Source organism: Marinobacterium sp. xm-a-152, from assembly GCF_013282965.1.
Classification (GTDB): Bacteria; Pseudomonadota; Gammaproteobacteria; order Pseudomonadales; family Balneatricaceae; genus Marinobacterium_E.
Window position 1 is genome coordinate 28621 of record NZ_WBYI01000003.1, and the last position, 19281, is coordinate 47901.

20 protein-coding genes are annotated in these 19281 nt (G+C 53.5%); 18 read left to right on the forward strand and 2 right to left on the reverse strand.

What is annotated here, in order from left to right; translation table 11 throughout:
• The first annotated feature begins 109 nt into the window (after window positions 1-109).
• Genes XMA152_RS03230 through XMA152_RS03275 form a run of 10 tightly spaced genes read left to right on the forward strand, consistent with a single transcriptional unit; the run spans window position 110 to window position 8477 of the window.
• Window positions 110-646 carry an elements of external origin gene (locus XMA152_RS03230; protein WP_173482694.1) on the forward strand — a complete coding sequence of 179 codons (537 nt, stop codon included), beginning with the start codon at window positions 110-112 and terminating at the stop codon, window positions 644-646.
• Window positions 636-2624: a phage terminase large subunit family protein gene (locus tag XMA152_RS03235; protein ID WP_217363984.1), complete on the forward strand. Its 1989-nt coding sequence runs from the start codon at window positions 636-638 to the stop codon at window positions 2622-2624. The genes XMA152_RS03230 and XMA152_RS03235 overlap by 11 nt, the downstream gene beginning before the upstream one ends.
• Window positions 2625-2638: 14 nt before the next feature.
• Complete coding sequence (gpW, locus tag XMA152_RS03240; RefSeq protein ID WP_173482695.1) at window positions 2639-2866, forward strand: gpW family head-tail joining protein; 228 nt, start codon at window positions 2639-2641, stop codon at window positions 2864-2866.
• 2 nt (window positions 2867-2868) lie between these two features.
• A complete protein-coding gene (locus XMA152_RS03245) occupies window positions 2869-4416 on the forward strand; it encodes a phage portal protein (protein ID WP_173482696.1) in 1548 nt (515 codons plus the stop codon).
• An 18-nt stretch (window positions 4417-4434) separates the two neighbouring features.
• Window positions 4435-5775 carry a S49 family peptidase gene (locus XMA152_RS03250; protein WP_173482697.1) on the forward strand — a complete coding sequence of 447 codons (1341 nt, stop codon included), beginning with the start codon at window positions 4435-4437 and terminating at the stop codon, window positions 5773-5775.
• Complete coding sequence (locus tag XMA152_RS03255; protein ID WP_173482698.1) at window positions 5772-6152, forward strand: head decoration protein; 381 nt, start codon at window positions 5772-5774, stop codon at window positions 6150-6152. The genes XMA152_RS03250 and XMA152_RS03255 overlap by 4 nt, the downstream gene beginning before the upstream one ends.
• 15 nt (window positions 6153-6167) lie before the next feature.
• The gene (locus XMA152_RS03260; RefSeq protein WP_173482699.1) at window positions 6168-7199 is read left to right on the forward strand and encodes a major capsid protein; all 1032 of its coding nucleotides are present in this window, start codon (window positions 6168-6170) and stop codon (window positions 7197-7199) included.
• A gap of 11 nt (window positions 7200-7210) precedes the next feature.
• A complete protein-coding gene (locus tag XMA152_RS03265) occupies window positions 7211-7522 on the forward strand; it encodes a hypothetical protein (protein ID WP_173482700.1) in 312 nt (103 codons plus the stop codon).
• Window positions 7495-7830, forward strand: a complete 336-nt coding sequence (locus XMA152_RS03270; RefSeq protein ID WP_173482701.1) for a hypothetical protein — start codon at window positions 7495-7497, stop codon at window positions 7828-7830. The genes XMA152_RS03265 and XMA152_RS03270 overlap by 28 nt, the downstream gene beginning before the upstream one ends.
• Window positions 7821-8477, forward strand: a complete 657-nt coding sequence (locus tag XMA152_RS03275; RefSeq protein WP_173482702.1) for a DUF6441 family protein — start codon at window positions 7821-7823, stop codon at window positions 8475-8477. The genes XMA152_RS03270 and XMA152_RS03275 overlap by 10 nt, the downstream gene beginning before the upstream one ends.
• On the opposite strand, the gene XMA152_RS03280 is transcribed toward XMA152_RS03275, so the two are convergent.
• Window positions 8474-8707 (reverse strand): CopG family transcriptional regulator, encoded by a 234-nt coding sequence (locus XMA152_RS03280; protein WP_173482703.1) that lies wholly within the window; start codon window positions 8705-8707, stop codon window positions 8474-8476. The genes XMA152_RS03275 and XMA152_RS03280 overlap by 4 nt on opposite strands.
• Window positions 8685-9089 (reverse strand): BrnT family toxin, encoded by a 405-nt coding sequence (locus XMA152_RS12805; protein WP_371813277.1) that lies wholly within the window; start codon window positions 9087-9089, stop codon window positions 8685-8687. The genes XMA152_RS03280 and XMA152_RS12805 overlap by 23 nt, the downstream gene beginning before the upstream one ends.
• Between XMA152_RS12805 and XMA152_RS03290 the strand changes: the two genes are divergently transcribed.
• The 8 genes from XMA152_RS03290 (at window position 9031) to XMA152_RS03325 (ending at window position 19261) form a co-directional block, all read left to right on the forward strand.
• A complete protein-coding gene (locus XMA152_RS03290) occupies window positions 9031-9462 on the forward strand; it encodes an acyl-CoA transferase (protein WP_173482705.1) in 432 nt (143 codons plus the stop codon). The genes XMA152_RS12805 and XMA152_RS03290 overlap by 59 nt on opposite strands.
• 21 nt (window positions 9463-9483) lie before the next feature.
• Window positions 9484-10428, forward strand: a complete 945-nt coding sequence (locus tag XMA152_RS03295; protein ID WP_173482706.1) for a phage tail tube protein — start codon at window positions 9484-9486, stop codon at window positions 10426-10428.
• Complete coding sequence (locus tag XMA152_RS03300) at window positions 10428-10985, forward strand: hypothetical protein (protein WP_173482707.1); 558 nt, start codon at window positions 10428-10430, stop codon at window positions 10983-10985. Before XMA152_RS03295 ends, XMA152_RS03300 begins: the two co-directional genes overlap by 1 nt.
• A gap of 203 nt (window positions 10986-11188) precedes the next feature.
• Entirely contained in the window at window positions 11189-14086 is a 2898-nt protein-coding gene (locus XMA152_RS03305; protein ID WP_173482708.1) for a phage tail tape measure C-terminal domain-containing protein, read from the forward strand.
• Window positions 14083-14571, forward strand: a complete 489-nt coding sequence (locus tag XMA152_RS03310; protein WP_173482709.1) for a hypothetical protein — start codon at window positions 14083-14085, stop codon at window positions 14569-14571. Before XMA152_RS03305 ends, XMA152_RS03310 begins: the two co-directional genes overlap by 4 nt.
• A 9-nt stretch (window positions 14572-14580) precedes the next feature.
• Entirely contained in the window at window positions 14581-15432 is an 852-nt protein-coding gene (locus XMA152_RS03315; RefSeq protein ID WP_173482710.1) for a hypothetical protein, read from the forward strand.
• 16 nt (window positions 15433-15448) lie between these two features.
• Complete coding sequence (locus XMA152_RS03320; protein ID WP_173482711.1) at window positions 15449-18070, forward strand: hypothetical protein; 2622 nt, start codon at window positions 15449-15451, stop codon at window positions 18068-18070.
• Window positions 18071-18112: 42 nt separating this feature from the next.
• On the forward strand, window positions 18113-19261 hold the full coding sequence (locus XMA152_RS03325; protein WP_173482712.1) for a hypothetical protein: 1149 nt from the start codon (window positions 18113-18115) through the stop codon (window positions 19259-19261).
• Window positions 19262-19281: the final 20 nt, after the last annotated feature.

A 19281-nucleotide genomic window follows, 5' to 3' on the forward strand; every position in this document is an offset into this window, starting at 1 on the left:
CATTGTCTTGGTGACGGTGTCATTCATTGCTCTGTTCCAACGAGAAGCCAAGTCAATTCTGCTCTCAATTGATCTCGGGGAGGTCAACCAACGCACGAGTTAAACATCCATGGGGCTATCTATCCGCGCGTATGCGCGCCACCGAGGCGTATCTCACGTCGCCGTTAAAAAAGCGATTGATACCGGACGCATCACACCCTTGGCCGATGGTACTTTGGATCCGGAGAAAGCCGACCAAGAGTGGGCCCAGAACACCCTGATCAGCCGCAAGAAAACACCCGACACACCGAAAGCAAACACCCTCAAACCTTCACAGGAATCCGCAGAGACCTTCAGCGCTCCGCCTCAGAGCAGCAATACATCGCTGCTACAGGCCAGAACCGCCAACGAAGTGGTCAAAGCGCAGACGAATAAGGTTCGCCTCGCCCAACTTAAGGGTGAGTTAGTCGATCGCTCGCAGGCGATCGCCCATGTATTCAAACTGGCGCGCGCCGAACGCGATGCCTGGATGAGCTGGCCATCGCGCATATCGAGTCAGATGGCCGCCGATCTAGACATCGATGCGCATGCGCTTCACGTGGCGCTTGAGGAACAAGTGCGCCAACACCTTAAAGAACTTGCCGAGATCCAGCCCCGTGTCGACTGAATACTACGAAGGTGCGCTGGATATCGAGAAGGCTTGGCGCGATGGGTTAATGCCGGACCCCTTTCTGGGTGTCGCAGAGTGGTCGGATCGTTACCGGGTACTTTCTGCTAAATCTGCAGCCGAACCTGGTCGCTGGCGTACCGAACGCACACCTTATTTGCGCGAAATTATGGATTGCTTATCCGTCGCCTCGCCGGTGCAGCGCGTGGTCTTTATGAAGGGCGCACAGGTGGGCGGAACGGAAGCAGGTAATAACTTTATTGGCTATGTAATTCATGTGGCACCTGGCCCCATGATGGCAGTCTCCCCCACGGTTGAGATGGCCAAACGTAACTCACGACAGCGTATCGATCCGCAAATCCAAGAAGTCGCAGAGCTGCGCGAACGTGTCGCGCCAGCACGCAGTCGTGATTCAGGTAACACAGTACTCTCAAAAGAGTTTCCCGGAGGGGTGTTGGTCATGACCGGTGCGAACAGCGCGGTCGGCCTTCGATCCATGCCTGCCCGCTACCTCTTTATGGATGAAATTGATGGCTATCCCGGCGATGTTGAGGGTGAAGGTGACCCTATCCTGTTGGCTGAGCGACGCAGCGCCACCTTTCAGCGCCGTCGCAAGATACTGCTCGTGAGCACACCCACAATTAAAGGACTCTCACGTATTCAACGCGAGTTTGATGCCTCTGACAGGCGCTACTTTCAAGTACCCTGCCCAGAGTGCGGCCATAAACAGGCACTCAAATTCACTCAATTGCGTTGGCCCGAGGGCCAACAACGTTCCGCCAAATACTGCTGTGAATCCTGTGAGCACCTCATAGAGGAGCACTATAAAACCCAGATGCTGGCGCAAGGCGAATGGATCGCCACCAATGAGGGTGATGGCCGAACTCAAGGCTATCACCTCTCATCGCTTTACAGCCCAGTCGGCTGGTTTGCTTGGGCAGATGCCGCCGAGATGTTTGAAGCAGCCCAAAACAGTCCGGATTTGATGAAGGGCTTTGTGAATACCGTACTGGGCGAGCCCTTTGAAGAGGAGTTCGAAGCGCCTGAATGGGAGCGCCTATACGAACGACGCGAATCCTATCCGATTGGGCGAGTACCAGCCGAAGGTCTGTTCCTTACTGCCGGTGCCGACGTGCAACGCGATCGTATTGAAATCGAGATTGTTGCTTGGGGCGAAGATAAACGTTCTTGGTCGGTGGATTACCGCGTATTGGACGGCGATACCGCTCAACCGGAGGTGTGGCAAAAGCTCGACCGGCTTCTAGCCGAGGATTGGCCGCATCAACGCGGTGGCTCTTTGCCGATTCGAGTGCTCTGTATCGACTCAGGCTACGCCACTCAAGAGGTGTACAGCTGGGTCAGGAATCATCCCCAAGCGGTATGGGGTGGAGCCGGAGCGCGTGCATCGCAACCGCGCACTGTGGTGGCCATTAAAGGACGTGATACCGATACATCCCTGATTTTAAGTGTGTCCAAAGCCGATACCGGTGGCAAACGCCGCGGACTCAGGGTTTGGAATGTCAGTGGCCCGGTGGCCAAAACCGAACTCTATCGCTGGCTTAAACTGCCCAGACTGACCGATGAAGAGCGCGAACGAGGCGAGATTGAAGCACCGGGCAGTTGCCACTTCCCAGAGTATGGCGAGCAGTATTTTAAACAGCTCACTGCCGAGCGACGTGTTATTCGCATCCACAAGGGTTTTCCGCGCGCGACCTGGGAAAAGGACCCAACACGAAACAACGAAGCGTTGGACTGCCGAGTTTATGCCCGTGCTGCAGCCAGCATATATGGCCTCGATCGCTTTACCGATCGCCAGTGGCAAAAGATGCGTGAAGCTATCAAGTCACTCCCTGTCGAACAGGACGAGCAGATTGCAGTGACTACCACGCATCCTGCCGTTGAGGCGCCACAACCAAGTAAAACAAAAACCATTTTTAAACAACGCGCTACCGCGGTGGCCGATGACCCCTATCTATAAACCGCGAGGAGCGCATGACCGAACTGACTGTTTTAAAACAACGCCTGAGCGAAGCCGAAGAGGCCCTTCATCTGTTACTGACAGGCCAGAAAGAGGCGAGCGTTAACGTCGGTGGATTTGGCAGCATCACCTACTCAGCAGCCAATCAGGCAGAGTTAGTGCGCTATATCGCGCAGTTAAAGCTCGATATTCGCCGCCAAGAGCGAGGCATTGGCCGACGCGCTCTGTTTGTGGAGTTTTAACCGTGGCACAACGTGATACGCGAGACACAGCCCACAGAGCTGCCTCATTAACGGCCCGCGAGTTAGCCAGCTGGCAGCCTCAAACGGGCTCCGCTGATAGTGATCTGGTCGACGAACTTGGAACACTCGTTTCACGTTCAAGGGATCTGGCGCGTAACCATGGTGTGGCTTCAGGCGCTATTCAAACCATCACGGATAACGTTGTCGGTACCGGTCTTCGATTAGCAGCAACGCCTGATTATCGAGCACTGGGCTTTGATAAAACCTGGGCCGACGAGTGGACCCGAAAAACCGAAGCCCTGTGGCGCAGTTGGGCGGAAACAACGGACTGTGACGCAGCCAAAAGTCTCAACTTTCATGGGCTAACCACACAGGTATTTAGAGCTGGGCTACTTAACGGAGAAGCCCTAGCACTGCCACTCTGGCTGCCTGATCGCGGTGGCGTATTTGCAACCACCTTGCAGTTGATTGAGAGCGACAGGCTGGATACCCCGCCTGGCAAGCTCAACGATAAGCGCCTGCGCGGCGGTGTCGAAGTCGACCGTTACGGCGCCCCACTCGCTTACTGGATCTCGAAACAGCATCCGGGCGATATGCGGTGGGGTGTTGATCGACTCAACCTAACCTACGAGCGTATCCCGGCACAGACTCGATTTGGCCGGCGCCGTGTGATTCATGTCCACGATAAAGAGCGCACCGGACAAAGTCGCGGTAAGCCATTGCTGGCCAGTGTCATGCCGCTGTTCAAGATGCTCGATCACTACGAACACAGTGAGCTTCAGGCTGCTGTTGTGAATGCCATGATCGCCGCCTTCGTTGAAACGCCACTCGACAGCGAGTCCATCAGCGAAATGTTTGGTGGTAGCGTCGAGGATTACATTGCCGCTCGTAGCGACTGGAAAGTTCGCCTGCAAGGCGGTGCGATTATTCCGGTATTCCCAGGCGACAAGGTCTCTGCATTTACACCGAGCCGCCCCAACAGTGGCTACGGACAGTTTGTAGAGAACGTGCTACGCCATATTGGTACCGGTTTGAACATCCCGTTCGAACTATTGATGAAGGACTTCTCGAAAACCAACTACTCCTCAGCCCGCGCTGCACTTATGGAGGCCTGGCGTTACTTCATGGGCCGTCGTCAGTGGTTAGCCACCTATTGGGCGCGCCCGGTGTATGAGCTCTGGTTAGAGGAAGCGATCAATAAAGGGCTGATTGAAGCACCCAATTTCTACGAAAACAAAGCGCTCTGGACCCGTTGTAAATGGATCGGACCAGGGCGTGGTTGGATCGACCCAGTCAAAGAGGCCAAAGCCTCGCAGCTTCGGCTGGAGACGGGGCTCTCCACGCTGGAAGATGAGTGTGCAATTCAGGGATTGGACTGGGAAGAGGTGCTTGAGCAGCGCGCTCGCGAACAGACCAAGATGCGTGAGTTAGGGCTCGCTATCCAACCGATCATGCCTGAGCCAGTAGCTGACCCTAGCAATAGCCAGCCAGATACCGAACCAGATCACTCACCCGATGAAGCTAATACACAAACCAACACCCCTGTTTAACTTAACCGAGATTCACTGATGCGATTTTGGAACTACGCTACCGGCACACCCTGGGCGATGACAGAGCCCTCACTCGATACGGTGCTCACTATTGCCAAGCGCGAGCAGGACTCGATCGAAGCCATCACCGAGCGACTGGGCCGCCCCTTAGAGCACAGTCATCAAATTACGATGTATGGGCAAACGGCTGTCCTTCCGGTTACCGGCCCGTTATTTCGTTACGCCAATCTGTTCACCGCCATCAGTGGTGCCACAAGCTATGAGGTGCTTGCCCGCGAACTAGGCCAAGCGCTGGATAACCAAGCGATTCAATCGATCATACTGGACATCGATTCACCCGGTGGTGAGGTTAATGGCTGCGCCGAGTTGGCGAACCTGATTTACCAAGCCCGTAAGCGTAAACCGATCATCGCCTACTGCTCTGGGGATGCCGCTTCCGGTGCTTACTGGATCGCTTCTAGTTGCGAACGGATCGTGATTTCCGAAACTGCCTCCCTTGGCTCTATCGGTGTGGTCGGTATTTACAAACGTTCAAACGATGCCGAGCAGTTCGAGATCGTCTCATCCCAAAGCCCGTATAAACGACTCGATCCTCAAGACGAAGGAGACCGCGCTCGACTGCAATCTCGCATCGATGCGCTGGCAGAGATATTTATCGGAGCAGTTGCCAAAAACCGGGGACTGGATCCTCCAACCGTCAAAATACAATTCGGGCAGGGTGACCTGCTGATCGGGGCACAAGCCGTTGCACAGGGCTTAGCCGACAGCATCAGTACGCTCGATCAAACCCTGCAAGCACTTAACAACCAGCAAACTTATGAATCCAGCCCTGCCTCTGCGCAGGGCTTTTTGTCATCAAACAAGGAGGCCGACATGCCTGACCAACACAACCGACAGTCCCAATCGGGCACAACCCTGGAGGCGAGCGGTTCAGTCGATCCGAAGACCTCGCTTTCACTGAGCTCATTAAAAGCCGATCACCCGCAACTGATTCAGGCGCTTCACGAAGAGTGGACGCAGGCCAATGCAGGTGCCGTCCATACCCCATCGATTGAAGCGGGTCGTCAGCAAGAACGTAAGCGCATTGCTGCCATTCTGGACTCTGACACAGCCGAGGGTCGTGAATCCTTGGCCCGTCATCTGGCCTTTGCTACCGATATGAGTGTGGATATGGCAACCGCTGCAATGTCCGCGGCTCCTAAACAATCAACCTCACCCGTCAGTCATACCAGCGGCTTTGAATCTGCCATGGCGCAGATGCACAACCCAGCGATAGAACCGGCAGATGAGAGTGCATCGGATGATGCGGACAACATCGCTCAGCGCATCGCGCGTTACTCTCGCGGAGGTACACTATGAGTTTGCAGGGCATTGCCAGTGGCGTGACCACCCAAGGGGTATTCACACCCGAAAATCTAATTGCCGGTGAATTTCCGCGCATCATGCGTATTGCGACCATCACCGGTGGGCAGGCGCTCCCTCAGGGGGCAGTGCTGGGTCAAATCACAGCAACCGGAGCCTATGTGCTCAGCACCACCACCGCAACCGATGGTTCGGAAGTACCAGTGGCGATTCTCGCGCAACCGATCGATGCCACATCGGATGTTGAAGGACATCTGTTTCTGACCGGTGAGTTCAATGCTCATGCTCTGACCCTTGGCAGCGGCCATACGCTGGCGAGCGTCACTGAAAGCTTCCGCACCCGTTCTCTTTTCATTCGAACCAATCAACCTTAATCCGGAGTCCCCACCATGGATATTTTTTCAACGCACGTGCTCAACCGGGTGGTGGAGCATCTGGAACGTCCAGCCTCGTTTTTGCTGGACACCTTTTTCCCCTCGATCCAAACCGAGGAGAGTGAAGAGATTCACTTTGATATCGATAAATCAAAACCACGCCTGGTGCCGTTCGTCTCGCCACTGGTAGAAGGCAAAGTTGTATCAGCAGAAGGGTTTGAGACTCGCAGTTTCAAACCGGCTTACGTCAAAGATAAACGCCGTTTCGACCCCAACGCGCCACTGAAGCGCCTAATCGGTGAGACCATTGGTGGGTCGCTCGCACCGATGAACCGTCGTGAGGCCGCGCTCAATCGCGCGCTAACCAATCAGGTCGAGAACCTCACTCGTCGTGAAGAGGTGATGGCAGCCGAGGCATTGCGCACCGGTAAGATCACTGTCGCAGGTGAAGACTACCCAGCACAAGTGATCGACTTTCAGCGCGACACAGAATTGACCGTTGCCCTAACTGGTGGCCAACGCTGGGGCGAAACCGGTGTTAACGTTCTGGATGATATCGAGGACTGGGCGGGTCTGGTACAGATCAAATCAGGTGCGGCCGCCCGCACGGTGGTGATGGATCCACTCGCTTGGCGTGTCTTTAAGAATGACGCCAAGGTAGAGCGCTTGTTGGAGCTGCGTCGCGGCACCGGCAACACCCTCAATATTGATCCGATGATCCGCGGCCAGGGCAACGATAAAGCGCGTTATGTAGGTTCCGTCGGTGACTTCGACTTCTGGGTCTACAACGATGCCTATGTGGATGATGCCGGTATCTCACGCAATATGTTGCCGGACTACACCGTCATTCTTTCAAGCCAGGGCCTGCTCGAAGGCACCCGCTGTTACGGCGTGATTCAAGACGAGAAAGCCGGCTACCGAGCGAGCCGATACTTTACCAAATCCTGGTTGGAGGAAGATCCAGCGCTACGCTGGTTGTTGATGCAGTCCGCACCGCTGCTGGTGCCTTACCGTCCGAACGCGTCGTTCTGCGCAACCGTTGCCTGAGGGGTGAAATAATGCAGATACGCACACTCATCACGTTGCATACCGACAAAGGGAAGGTGCCACCGCAATCGGTGGTGGCCTTGCCGGATGCCGAGGCAAAAGCACTGATTGCGAAGGGCTTTGCACTGGCAACAGATGCTTCAAGCACTGAAGATGCCCCAACAACCGAATCAGAATTGCACGATGCCATCGCGGTATTGAGCGAGGATGGTTTTGGTAAAGACGGTAAGCCGCTGATCAAAGCGCTGGAAGAGGTGCTTGATCGGGATATCACTCAAGCCGAGCGTGATACCGCTTGGAAAAGCTATCAGGCACTGCCGTGATACAGGCGTTTGAAAAGGCGATCGGGCAGATGTTCCAGGGATTGGGACAATCTGCCCTCTTTCGGCCGTTGGGCTCTGAAGAACAAGTGATCCTGGTCATCCCCAAAGCACCGGATGTAATCCTCGATTACCGAGATACCCGCATCCAAAGCGAAACACTCGAGCTTCAAATCCAAAAATTTCAGGTACCCGGCCCCAAATCTGGAGATGAGATTGTTTTGAACGATCGTTGCTACCGCTTACAGGGCGAACCTTCACTGGATCTGCACCGCATGGTCTTTACCGTAGAGGCGATCCCTTGCGACTGACCGCCGCGTTTGAAGGCAACTTAAAACAGTTTCTGGAAACAGAGATCGATCGCGCCGAAATCGCCGTCACCGCTGCAGTGAAAGAGGCAACTACTGGGCTAAAAAACCGGATGAGTGCTCAAGTCACAGCCGCAGGTTTGGGGACACGTCTCGCCAGAACCTGGCGCGGTGATGTCTATCCGCAGCGTGGCCGAAGCCTGCATGCAGCCGGCGAGGTCTACACCAAAGCCGAAAAGATCCAATCCGGTTTTGACGAGGGTACGGTGATTCGCTCGAAAGACGGGTTCTGGCTCGCCATACCAACACCCAATGCCCCCAAACGGGTCATGGGCCAGAAAGTAACGCCCGGGAATTTCGAGCGTGCGCGCGGAATACGGCTGCAGTTTGTCTACCGCAAGCATGGCCCTTCCCTGCTGGTAGCCAACCAAATGCGCGCCTCTTACTCGCGCAAAACAGGAGAGTTACGCGGTTTTCGAAAGGCCAGCCAACGCTCGCGAGACACCGGCCGCGGACTCACCTCTGTAGTGATGTTCTGGCTGGTACCCCAGGTCAAAATGCCGAAACTCATTCGTTTTGACTCTGAGGCAGCTAACTGGCACCGAAAACTTCCTCGACTCGTTTTGAAGTATTGGAGCAATAAAAATTAAGCTTTGTGACGCGCAACGTAGTCGTCCAATAGCTCACGAATCATCTTTTGATACTGAGTATGGTGCTTCTTAGCTGCCTGTTTAAAAAACACAACACTCTCGGTACTTAAAGAGATCGTAATCTTAGTTTGATCGTCTCGTAGCGCTAACTCTTTTGGTGATGGTAAGAAATCGGCAACCAGTCTGATGTCACCAATAGGTTCATCACTATAGTGAATTTGCTTGCTCATAAATCTTTTTCCCCTTTCGCCAGTAACCTGCTCCAAAAATTCGGATTCGGCCTGAGCGATATGTAAATCGAACAGTGAGTACACCGTTATTTTCAGCATTGAGACCAAAGCAATAGTAGCGTGGCTCATTCTGACTGTGTTCCAAGTCCTCAGCAATTACGCGCTGAGGATCCAGAAATGCATATTGAGCGGCATGAAAAGACACTCCGTGCTTGGACTGATTTTCTCGGTCCTTTGTTTCATCCCACTCGAAATTTGAATCACTCATTGTACAAGTATAGATAAAGTATGGGTAATTAGCCATATAGATTATGGAGAAAAACTTGACCCGGCGAGAACAAGCCATTTCGGCCTTACACAGTCTTCTGGCTGAAAAGCTCATGCCGATTCTAGTCAAACGTAACGAAGTACTGAGCACTGCAATTCCGAATGAAGGTCTGCTCATCCTTCGTGATGGAGATGCCGGTGAGCCTGAGGTATTGCTGTCTCCGTTGCGTTACCTGTACCAACACCGCATAGAGCTGGAAGTTTGGGTACAACAGGCCCAATCAAGCGAACGTGATCAACAATTTGATCAACTGCTGCAAAGACTCGGTGTCGCACTAGATAGTGCCGGCAACTTGAACGATGCAGTAGATCTACTGCATACCGGCAGCCCCGAGTTTTCAACCGAATCGTTTGAGGGCGGTGCAACCGTCAAGGTCGCAACCATCCCTATTTTTCTTGAATTCAACACACGCCATCCACTGGCGTAATTAACCTTAAAGGAGAACGCCATGGCACGTGCCTATGGATGGAACAGCCGTCTGTTGCTCGGCTTTGAGTCGCAATACGGCCAATCACCCGCCAGTGGTGATTACTATCAGATCCCCTTTGTCTCCTCGTCACTCGACTCCGAGCAAGGGTTGATCGAATCCAGTGTGCTGGGACAGGGTCGAGACCCTTCGGCACCTTTTCAGGACGTAATTAATGTCGATGGCGATATCTTGGTACCTATGGATCTGCGTAATATCGGCCTCTGGCTACAGGCGCTACTGGGAGACTCAACCACTTCAGGAACAGGGCCCTACACCCATGAATTTACCTCTGGAAAAACAACTCTCCCAAGCATGACGCTGGAGATGGGGCTACCAGAAGTACCCGAGTACCTGCGCTTCAGTGGTGTGCGAGCCAATACCCTGGCACTTAACTTTCAGCGCTCCGGTGAAGCGCAAGCCACACTTGGGTTGATGGGCCAAAGCGAAACCGTCGCTGCCACCTCTATCGATAGCGCACCGGCTGAACTGATCTACTCACGTTTTTCTCAGTTCCAAGGCTCCGTTACACGCGGTGGTCAACCACTAGCCGATGTCACCTCTGCATCGATAACCTACTCAAACAACCTAGAGCGCATCGAGACTATTCGTGATGATGGCAAGATCGAAGCTATTGATCCGGGCATGGGCTCCCTGACGGGCTCTATCTCTGTGCGCTACGGCAACTCAGAACTGATGGAGTTGGCTCGCAGCGGCACACCGATTGACCTGGAGCTTGCTTACACCATTGATGCCGATAAACAGCTGCGCATCACTGCGCATGAAGTTTATCTGCCTAAACCGAAACGCAGTATCAGCGGCCCGGGCGGTATTGAGGCCTCATATGATTTTCAGGGGGCTCGCGACCAGACTCTGGAACGCATGCTCACCATCACACTGGTTAATGATCTGGAGGGTTGGGCCTGATGATTAAACTCACACTCCCCAAAGAGCCCTACTGGCTAGACCTGGGCCTGGATGTTCGAATTAAGGTTCGCCCCTGTACCAGTGCCATTTTTTATCAAGCGCGGGCGCGAATGAATCAGCGCTTGCAAGCGCTAGGCGAACAGTGGCGTAACTGCAAAGAAGCAGGCCTCGCCACAGATAACTTGCCCAATCTGGACGATGAGCCGACCCGCGAGGCGCTTGCCGAACAGTACCTAACCCAAGGCCTTGCAGAAGCCGCCATCCTCGAATGGGAAGGCGTTTTAGATGCCGAGGGCGAAACAACTGCCAAGGTTGAAGCTCAGGGAATCCGCGATCTATTTGATGCCTACTGGATGATTGCAGAACGCTTTCGCCAACAGTACACCGGCATGCGCGAATTGCTGGACGCGGAAAAAAACGCATCCGGGCCCGAATCCAATGGCACTTCGGAGACGGGCCTGACTACTGCGGTCGATGTAGAGAGCAAAACACTCCCTGTTCCCGAGGCGAAATCAACGCACAAGGCGAGCGCTGCCCCTACATCGAAAACCAGCTAACGACTGATGTTGGCTGGCAAGCATGGGATCTCGCCAACAAACTGGTCACCCAATCCACCGATCCTTATCCAATAGCTCTGGCTCTGTCTCTGGGTGACGCATTGGGTTACGAACCCCAAGCAATGGCCGAACTCATACCTGAAGTAGCCCTCGGTGTTGCGCTGGCCAAGCGTGATGCCGAACCCCATTAACCGCGAGGCGTTATGGCACAAGAGAAAAAGCTCTCCATTCGCCTTCAGGCAACCGGAGGCGACAAACTCAAACGCGAGTTTGGGCAATTAGGTAAAGAAGGTTCTCAAGCCTTTGATCGGATTACCCGGTCAACCCAACCCGTATCAGTTGGGCTTAAAGCCGTTGATGCCTCTGCTAGGGCACTGAATGGTGTACTCAAACAGGCAGCTGGATTAGTCGGTGCCTATGCCGGTATTCAAGGTGCGAGTCGTGCGCTGGGTTTTATCGTATCGAGCAACCGAGAGTTCGAACGACTGCACGCCAGTCTGAAAACCGTCACGGGATCTGCTCAAGCGGCTGATCAGGCGTTTGCCATGATCGAAGACTTCGCGTCGGAGACACCGTTCAATGTTGAGCGCATCACCGAGGCATTTATCCGTCTTCAATCACTCGGGCTTGAACCTTCGGCACAGGCCCTGCGCTCGTATGGCAATACGGCATCGGCGATGGGTAAAAACCTGATGCAGTTTGTCGAAGCGATCGCCGATGCCACCACCGGTGAGTTTGAACGCTTAAAAGAGTTTGGCATCAAAGCGCGAACGCAAGGCGAGCAGGTCACTTTCACCTTTCAGGATGTCAGTACCACCGTGGCCAAAGAGAGCCAAGCAATCGAGTCTTACTTGCGACGTATCGGTCAGGTGCAGTTTTCCGGCGCGATGTCGGAACAGATGGCCACGCTCAACGGAATTGTCAGCAACATCCAGGACAACCTTTCACGCCTCGCCCGAGAAGTGGGTACCGGCGGTCTGAATGATGCGCTCAAGGATATTGCTGTCGATCTGCGCGAAACCACCGTGCGTGGCAATGAAGCCGCGCGTGCTCTAGGTGAGTCGCTTGGCGATGTCGTTCGTACTAGCGCCGATGCATTGGGCTTTATGGCTCGTCATGCTGATGTTGCCATTAAAGGTCTAGGAGCTCTGCTGATTGCCCGCACTGTAGCCGGGGCACTAACCCTGATGAACGCCACGATCATTGGCAATGCCGGTGCGATCATTGGCCTTCGTATGATGGCACAAGTCTCTCTGATTGCCGCCACTCGTCTGGCCGTGGTCGAAGGTGCGACGCGTTTAGCATCTGTTGCTATGGTAGGACTTCGCAGTGCCATGGCACTGGTCGGTGGCCCTGCCGGTATCGCAGTATTAGCGGGCTTTGCCCTTTGGGAGCTGGCACGTAGCCAGGATGCAGCACGCCAAGCCGCTTCAGATCACGCGGCTGAGCTGGATGAAATCCGGGCACAAGCCAAACGCGCTGCAGAGAGCATTGAGGATCTCACCGCCGCAACTCGCGATGAAGCACTGGCTCGTTGGACGGAGAAGCTGATCACCGCCGAGCACAATGTCGCGGATGTAATGGAGCAGCTCAAAACCGAATGGTGGACCGGATCGATTTGGGATCGTTTGGGACGCGTGGGCTCTGATCTTCAAGAGAAGCTTGAGTGGACACGCCGCTGGTTTCAGATGGGCGTCACCTCAGTCGATGAGTACCGTGCTTCCATCTGGAAATTGGCACAAGATCACCCCGAATTTACCGCGACTGCGCGAGCGATTTCAGATCAACTTGACGCCCTAAAAGCAGCCGAATTAGCTGCATCAAGAGCACGAGAACAGATCGACCGAATCAGAAACGGCACAATCACCTATTCGAATGAGAATGGGCAACCTGAAGATCCGTTAGCACCTGCTTCGCCACCCTTGGCGCCTATCGATACTAAGCGCTCTGAACGTATTCAAGCGGCCATTGCTGACCTGCAAGCCGAAGAGAGTGCATTGCGACGGCTCATCGCTGCCCGCTCCGAGAGTGAAACGGCCGTTAATCAGGCCATGTTGAAAACTGAACAGGAGCAAGCGCTCCGCCGCTTGGGTCTGGATCAGACACAAAACCTTACCACGGCAGAGGCAGCACTAGCACAGCAGATCCGCGATCTTATCGCCTCAAAAACGATACTCGAACAACAGGATCAATCAGCTATTGATCGGGATAAAAACCATCGAGAAGCGATCGATGAAATCACACGAGCTTACCTAGGTCTCGGTTCTGAAACCGACCAAGCCCGTATCAAAGCCAATCAATGGCGCGACGAAGCGCTGGCAGGACTGGATGCAACGCGCGAAGGCTATGCCAGCTTTGCAGCGCAAGTCGAAGCTATCTATCAGAACATGCTTTCAGAGGCGCGCGCCAAAGATCTCGAAAGCTCACGTCTTTGGGAGGATGGCTTAACCCGCGGATTTAAAGCCGTTCTGGAGGAAGCCGAAGACATGGCTTCCCAAACCGAGCGTCTGGTGAGCAATGCCTTCAAAGGAATGGAAGATGCGCTGGTCTCATTTGTAACTACCGGCAAGTTTGATTTTAAGTCCTTTGCGGACTCTATTATCGCCGACCTGCTCCGTATCCAGATTCGACAAAGCATTACTCAACCCTTAGCAAATGCGCTAGGTAGTATCAATTTCGGGGCGTTTTTTGGTGCGGCACATACCGGTGGAGTGATTGGCGTTGACAGCCTGCAGTCGCGACAGGTAAGCCCATCCGTATTCGCCGGGGCACCTAAATTTCACAGCGGTGGAGTCATAGGGGAAGAAATTCCAATCATCGCCAAACGTGGTGAGACCGTTTTTACGCCTGGCCAAATCCGCGCCCTTAAGGATCAACGCAACTCCGCTCCCGTCAACGTTGAAGTGAACGTTATCAACAAAGCCAGCGGGGTGGATGCCCGTGTTCAGCAACATCAGCAACCCGATGGAGGCCTGCGCCTCGATGTATTTATTGAACAAATTGAAGGACGTATGGCGCGAGCCATTAGCCAAGGAACCGGCATTGCTCCGACGCTGGAACGTCGCTATGGACTAAACCCAGCATATGGAGCGGTGCGATGACCACCGTGAACAATCTATCACTCTGGCCTGAAACGCTACCGCCCCCACTCGTTGAGGGGTACAGCCTTTCACCTCGCCCCAGTTTACTGCGCACTGAGATGGAAACCGGCGCCGCGCGTCATCGATTGCGCTCGCTCAGCGTTAACTATCAAGTGACCGCGGAGTGGCGATTTACCCAAGATGGGCTCACCATCTTTGATGCCTGGTGGGCGCAGAACACCCGTATGGGGGAGCAGTGGTTTGTGATGCCACTGGCAGTGCCATTGGATATCCAAGCGGTTGAAGCTCGCTTTCTTGGCCCCTGGCAGGCAGAACTACTCCCCGCGAAACGATGGCGAGTAAGCGCTCGCATGGAGATTCGTGACCTACAAAGACTGACCGCAGAAGAGCTCGCCGTGGCCTCCGTCTATGGCGACTCGGCGATGCAGTTAGCCGATCGACTTCACAAGTGGCTTCACGAACAGATGCCTGAACTTAAATTTTAGGGAACACTTATGTCGCTTAAAGACCGCTTAGACAGCTCTGTTTCCCAGTTAGAAACAGACTCAAACCTGGTACACGACTGGGCGCATGGTGACAGCCAAAAGGTAATAGATACCGAGGGTGGCAACGTCCGCTCACCCGCTAAGCTTATTGCGGATAAAGATGCTGAAATTAATACCGGTGCACAAAGCTTGCTATCGCAAGCAACAACGGCAGCAACCAACGCCTCAACATCGGCCGAAACAGCAACCGAAAAGGCATCTGAAGCTAGCACATCCGCCAATGAGGCCAAAACATCTGAAGATAAAGCTGCCGACTCTGCAAGTGCTGCAGCCACCAGCGCCACGAGTGCAGACAAGTCAGCAACAACAGCAAGCAGCTCAGCCAAAGCAGCGGCCACGAGTGCAAACAGTGCCTCTACTTCTGAAGCCAACGCAAGTACGTTGGCAACCGAAGCGTCCAACTCGGCAGTTGCAGCCAGTACTAGCGCCACAGAAGCTTCAAGTGCAGCGACAGCTGCACAAAACAGTGCAACAGCAGCCGAGCGTTTTTCTAACGATGCAGATGTTTCCGCTAAAGCTGCTCAAACCTCAGAAACACAAGCCAATGAAAGCGCAGCAGGCGCTCAAACCTCGGCCGAGAAGGCAGCGTCATCCGCGCTGACGGCAAGCCAACAAGCGGAAATAGCAAGGGAAGCAGCAAGCGCAGCTCTTGCAAGTGAAAGCGCTTCAGCTCAGGCAGAAAACGCCTGCGCTGACTATGTGGAGCTCGCCGACACCCTTGTCATCTCACCCTATGCCCGTATGGCTTCTCAACTGATTCGTACCCAAGCAGTCGTGGTTGATCACCACGCCTTTACTTAATTCCAAAGGAGCCAATATGGCTGATACCAGTAATAGCCCATTAATGGCTGAAGTGGCAGCACTCACAGAAGCAACGACCGAGTTACTGACTAACGTTAATGTGCGCAAAGCCACCTTAGATGAGAAAGTCGATGACGCAGCTGCCAGCGCACAAGCATCTGCGCAAAGTGCTACCGCCTCAAACGACAGTGCTCAGCTTGCTGCGACGGCATTGGAAGAGACTGAACTGGCGCGCGACACAACCCTCACCTATCGTGATGAAGCCGTGGCCGTGGTCACCAGCAATGATGGTTCATTTGAATCTGCGCCTGGTAAAGTTCCGGTAGCCGGGCTGGATGGCAAAATTGATTATGACTACCTGCCACTGCTGGAGCACAACGCCAAAGTAGCTGAAGCGCTTATAAACGCGACCCATGAAAATCTTCAGGACTTTTTCGAAGATCGAGAAGTCAGCACTCAGCTTACCCAAAACAGCAACCAACTCTCAGAACTGACGGCTCATGTCGACAGTGAAGTGAATCGCCTGAATCAATCAATAGACTCAATTGAGCCAGGCATTCCCCCTGTTTATAAAGGGCTAATCGAGCAAGATTTTCTGGTCGACGGATTTGAATCAGCCTACACCGCCGAGATTTTGCGCGGCATGGGTGGGTCAGGCCTATACAGCACCCGAAACTACTCAATAGACGATGGTTTTCAGGCGCTACATCGCCCCTTCACCGTGACCTCAACCGCTCAGTTTCAGCATAACCACCCCAACTACTACCGTATGGTGGGATTGGGCGAGCTATGTGCCATCGTCAATGGCTACTATGTGCGCACTACACATAACGATCCAACATTAATTGACCAAGATGGAGCTATTCTCAGCGCCCCGGACGTACCGCCATCTGTCCTGGCAAAGCCAACAGGTATCTCACTCAATAGTGATGGGTCCGTCAGTATCGATACCGCTGGCGATACTCAAGCTAGGTACATGCGCAACCTGTTTACTGATTCGCTTGAAGATACAAGGCTGGATCTTCTATACCTTGAAGTTTGGCTAGAGAAGTTGCCTGTGTCGGGCGAACTTAACACGACAATTCAATCGTTCCGCCATCAGGAGAACGCCAATAAGCTGCGCGACCTACTCAACTTCGCCGAGAAGCTAAACTTCTCAGGCGCTAAGGATCTACCCGAAAACGGCTCTTTCAGAAGTGGGGTCATCACGTTAGTGGACGACAACGGCGTTCCTGAGTACGCCTACGTGAACTACCGGCTGCGAGCCCGCTCAGTGGGTAAACTTGCTGATCGAGTCACTAAAACCAGTTACACGGTAGGCGACCAGACACCAGCCATCTCGTTCGGAGTTGTCGCTTCAAGCTTTGGAGGTACCCATGGTCATGCACTTGATGTGCCGCTTACCGCCGATGAAATGAATATCTTACTCAGCGGCGATACACTGTATGTAGAGACCAGTTATGGGAAGTCCCCTGCTTCACCAGACGCTGAATCGCACTCTCATCTTCGCGAGATCCGCTGGAATGGCACCAGTTTAGTCGGCAGTTCTCTTGGGGCGCGAGCGGTAGGAGCTGAAGCAGACACATTCTTTGCAGTTTCTAGCACACCACCAACCATTACAAGTTACCGAAAATCCGATGGTAGCTATGGTGGCGCAATCAACTGGATTACAGGAACATCACCCCATCAACATCCAATGGATGTTCAAACCATTCAGGACCGTTTCCCATTTGATCTCGATAAAGCTGTGCATCATGTTATCGATGACACCAACCGGTTCAAACTGATCAAAGATCATGAGGCACTTAACCGGCTACGAGAGCGGAACAATTCAAATGCTAGCTGGGTCGATTTAGCCCTATCTGGTCTGGCTCGCTTTACTCTTGATCAAGACAGCATGGATGCACTGTGCTCACAAGTATGGGGGCTGGATGGGGAAGGCGCTTATATTCCGGAAGCGATTAACTCCTACGGCACTACTTTCACAACCTACAACGTCGTCGGCAGTGCTCAGGCAAACCTCGCGAAATACAACCGCACCTACAAAATCGGTAGCAGCGACGCAGCAGGCCGCACAGTGGCGCGGCGAGGCTTTAATGACCCAACCCTCTATGTCGCACGCACCACAAAAGCCAATGTAGTTGAAGGTTACAGCTACATGATTCCATTAGAGCTGATCGTACGATCGCCCTTAGAGATTTGGAATCCGTGGAATCTCATCACAATTGATGGTAACGGCAGCCAAGGCACTGGAGCGGGTACACAAGCGAGCCCATGGAACGCAGCTTATACTCGGTTGTGGTGGAACCTCATGCCACCGAAGTTCTTCTCAGCTGGTGTTTCAGATCCTGCAGATACCACATCCGGCGGAGTTTGGATTAAAGCCCAGGACGGTAACGCTTACCCGGCCGATAATTCGGGGATAACAATTACCCGTGGCAATGCAGCTGACTATCGCGATGCGAATAACACTTTGCTTTCAAATACATTTCGATTCCGTTACGCCATTGCCCCCGCATGGCATGAGTTCACATACGCCAATATCCAACTGAACAACTTCAAGAACACCCTGAAAGAGGTGTTAAAAGATGTAGTTGCAGGCACCGCGACCGATGGTGAGATCGACAAGTTGCTCTAATTCCCGCCCCGTTTATCCGTATACCCCAAAGAGGAACAAAACATGACCGTAGAAACCGATCTACAAAATGCCGTTGCGGCAGCCTCGGCCTTGAACCAAACAGTGCAAGGCAAGATAGATTCAATCAATAGCACCATTGATTCAGCCATTGCAAACAACGACAGCCGCACAACCAATGCAATTAATGGCATGACTGACTCCGTTAATGCGGAATTAGCCAATATTCGCCCGTATAGCAGCAACTATGTTTTCTGGAATACCTTAGCTCCCAGCGATCGTATTCGTATTTTTCCAGCCATGACGATCGGGCACCCCTGGGCCGATGGCTCAAGAGTTAATGCATCGGACGACGGTAAAAACCCAATCGCCTGGGATAATGATGCCGGTGGCTATCGTCCCGCTGACAGTATCAACCGAAATCCATTTATTGAATGGGGCGCCATTGATGAGTGGAATGCACAAACAGAGGGCAACCAAGGCACTGGCTATGGCTCAGCCTATGCACCCGTCCTGATGGATCCCACCAATGGACAACCGCTGACCTTTACCAACAGCTCTGGACAAACCGATTACTACCGCTGCTACGCAGACTTCAGTACGGACGGAATTCCTGTTTCAGCATATCGGCGACTTCAGCCCTTCGATGACCTGCACTCAATCAGTGGCCGCAAAGCTTATCTGGTGATGTCTGGCTCAGTGGTAGGTCATCCCGACCGAGCTGCAAGAACATTTGTGAACGTGGGTAAAACCTCCAATGGTTCTTATAGCAGTACACATAGTTACCAAAGGCAAGACCTGAATGGCGACGGAATCGTTGAATCAACAGTACGCAATTGGGCACGCCCACGCATGGCCAGACACTCCAGTGCCGACACATATTGCGGCAACCCCGATGCAGGTGATTCTCCCTCATCTACCGGGCTCATAGCTGTTCAAGGTCAGCATTACAACACGACAGCAGGCCATCGCAACTTTTCAAACGCCACAACAGAAGAGTTAATCGCTGACCCTACGATTATTCCAGCACCTTACACCGACACACCAACCAACAACTACCAAGCCGTCTGGGCTATTCCCGTCGGAGATCTCGCCACATTCAGTAACGTCCGTTGGCGCGTCTATAACTGGGGCTTTACAGGGCTCATCGTGGAAGGCTGGGGACTAGCCTATATGACCCCGGTTACCCGCTAAGCCAGCTGTACCAACCCATT

Bases quoted from the DNA above. Each gene is read 5' to 3' on its own strand.
- XMA152_RS03230 (WP_173482694.1), top strand. From the start codon at position 110: ATGGGGCTATCTATCCGCGCGTATGCGCGCCACCGAGGCGTATCTCAC.
- gpW (WP_173482695.1), top strand. From the start codon at position 2,639: ATGACCGAACTGACTGTTTTAAAACAACGCCTGAGCGAAGCCGAAGAG.
- XMA152_RS03250 (WP_173482697.1), top strand. From the start codon at position 4,435: ATGCGATTTTGGAACTACGCTACCGGCACACCCTGGGCGATGACAGAG.
- XMA152_RS03255 (WP_173482698.1), top strand. From the start codon at position 5,772: ATGAGTTTGCAGGGCATTGCCAGTGGCGTGACCACCCAAGGGGTATTC.
- XMA152_RS03260 (WP_173482699.1), top strand. From the start codon at position 6,168: ATGGATATTTTTTCAACGCACGTGCTCAACCGGGTGGTGGAGCATCTG.
- XMA152_RS03265 (WP_173482700.1), top strand. From the start codon at position 7,211: ATGCAGATACGCACACTCATCACGTTGCATACCGACAAAGGGAAGGTG.
- XMA152_RS03280 (WP_173482703.1), bottom strand. From the start codon at position 8,707: ATGAGCAAGCAAATTCACTATAGTGATGAACCTATTGGTGACATCAGA.
- XMA152_RS12805 (WP_371813277.1), bottom strand. From the start codon at position 9,089: ATGAGCTTTTCAGCCAGAAGACTGTGTAAGGCCGAAATGGCTTGTTCT.
- XMA152_RS03295 (WP_173482706.1), top strand. From the start codon at position 9,484: ATGGCACGTGCCTATGGATGGAACAGCCGTCTGTTGCTCGGCTTTGAG.
- XMA152_RS03300 (WP_173482707.1), top strand. From the start codon at position 10,428: ATGATTAAACTCACACTCCCCAAAGAGCCCTACTGGCTAGACCTGGGC.
- XMA152_RS03305 (WP_173482708.1), top strand. From the start codon at position 11,189: ATGGCACAAGAGAAAAAGCTCTCCATTCGCCTTCAGGCAACCGGAGGC.
- XMA152_RS03310 (WP_173482709.1), top strand. From the start codon at position 14,083: ATGACCACCGTGAACAATCTATCACTCTGGCCTGAAACGCTACCGCCC.
- XMA152_RS03315 (WP_173482710.1), top strand. From the start codon at position 14,581: ATGTCGCTTAAAGACCGCTTAGACAGCTCTGTTTCCCAGTTAGAAACA.
- XMA152_RS03320 (WP_173482711.1), top strand. From the start codon at position 15,449: ATGGCTGATACCAGTAATAGCCCATTAATGGCTGAAGTGGCAGCACTC.
- XMA152_RS03325 (WP_173482712.1), top strand. From the start codon at position 18,113: ATGACCGTAGAAACCGATCTACAAAATGCCGTTGCGGCAGCCTCGGCC.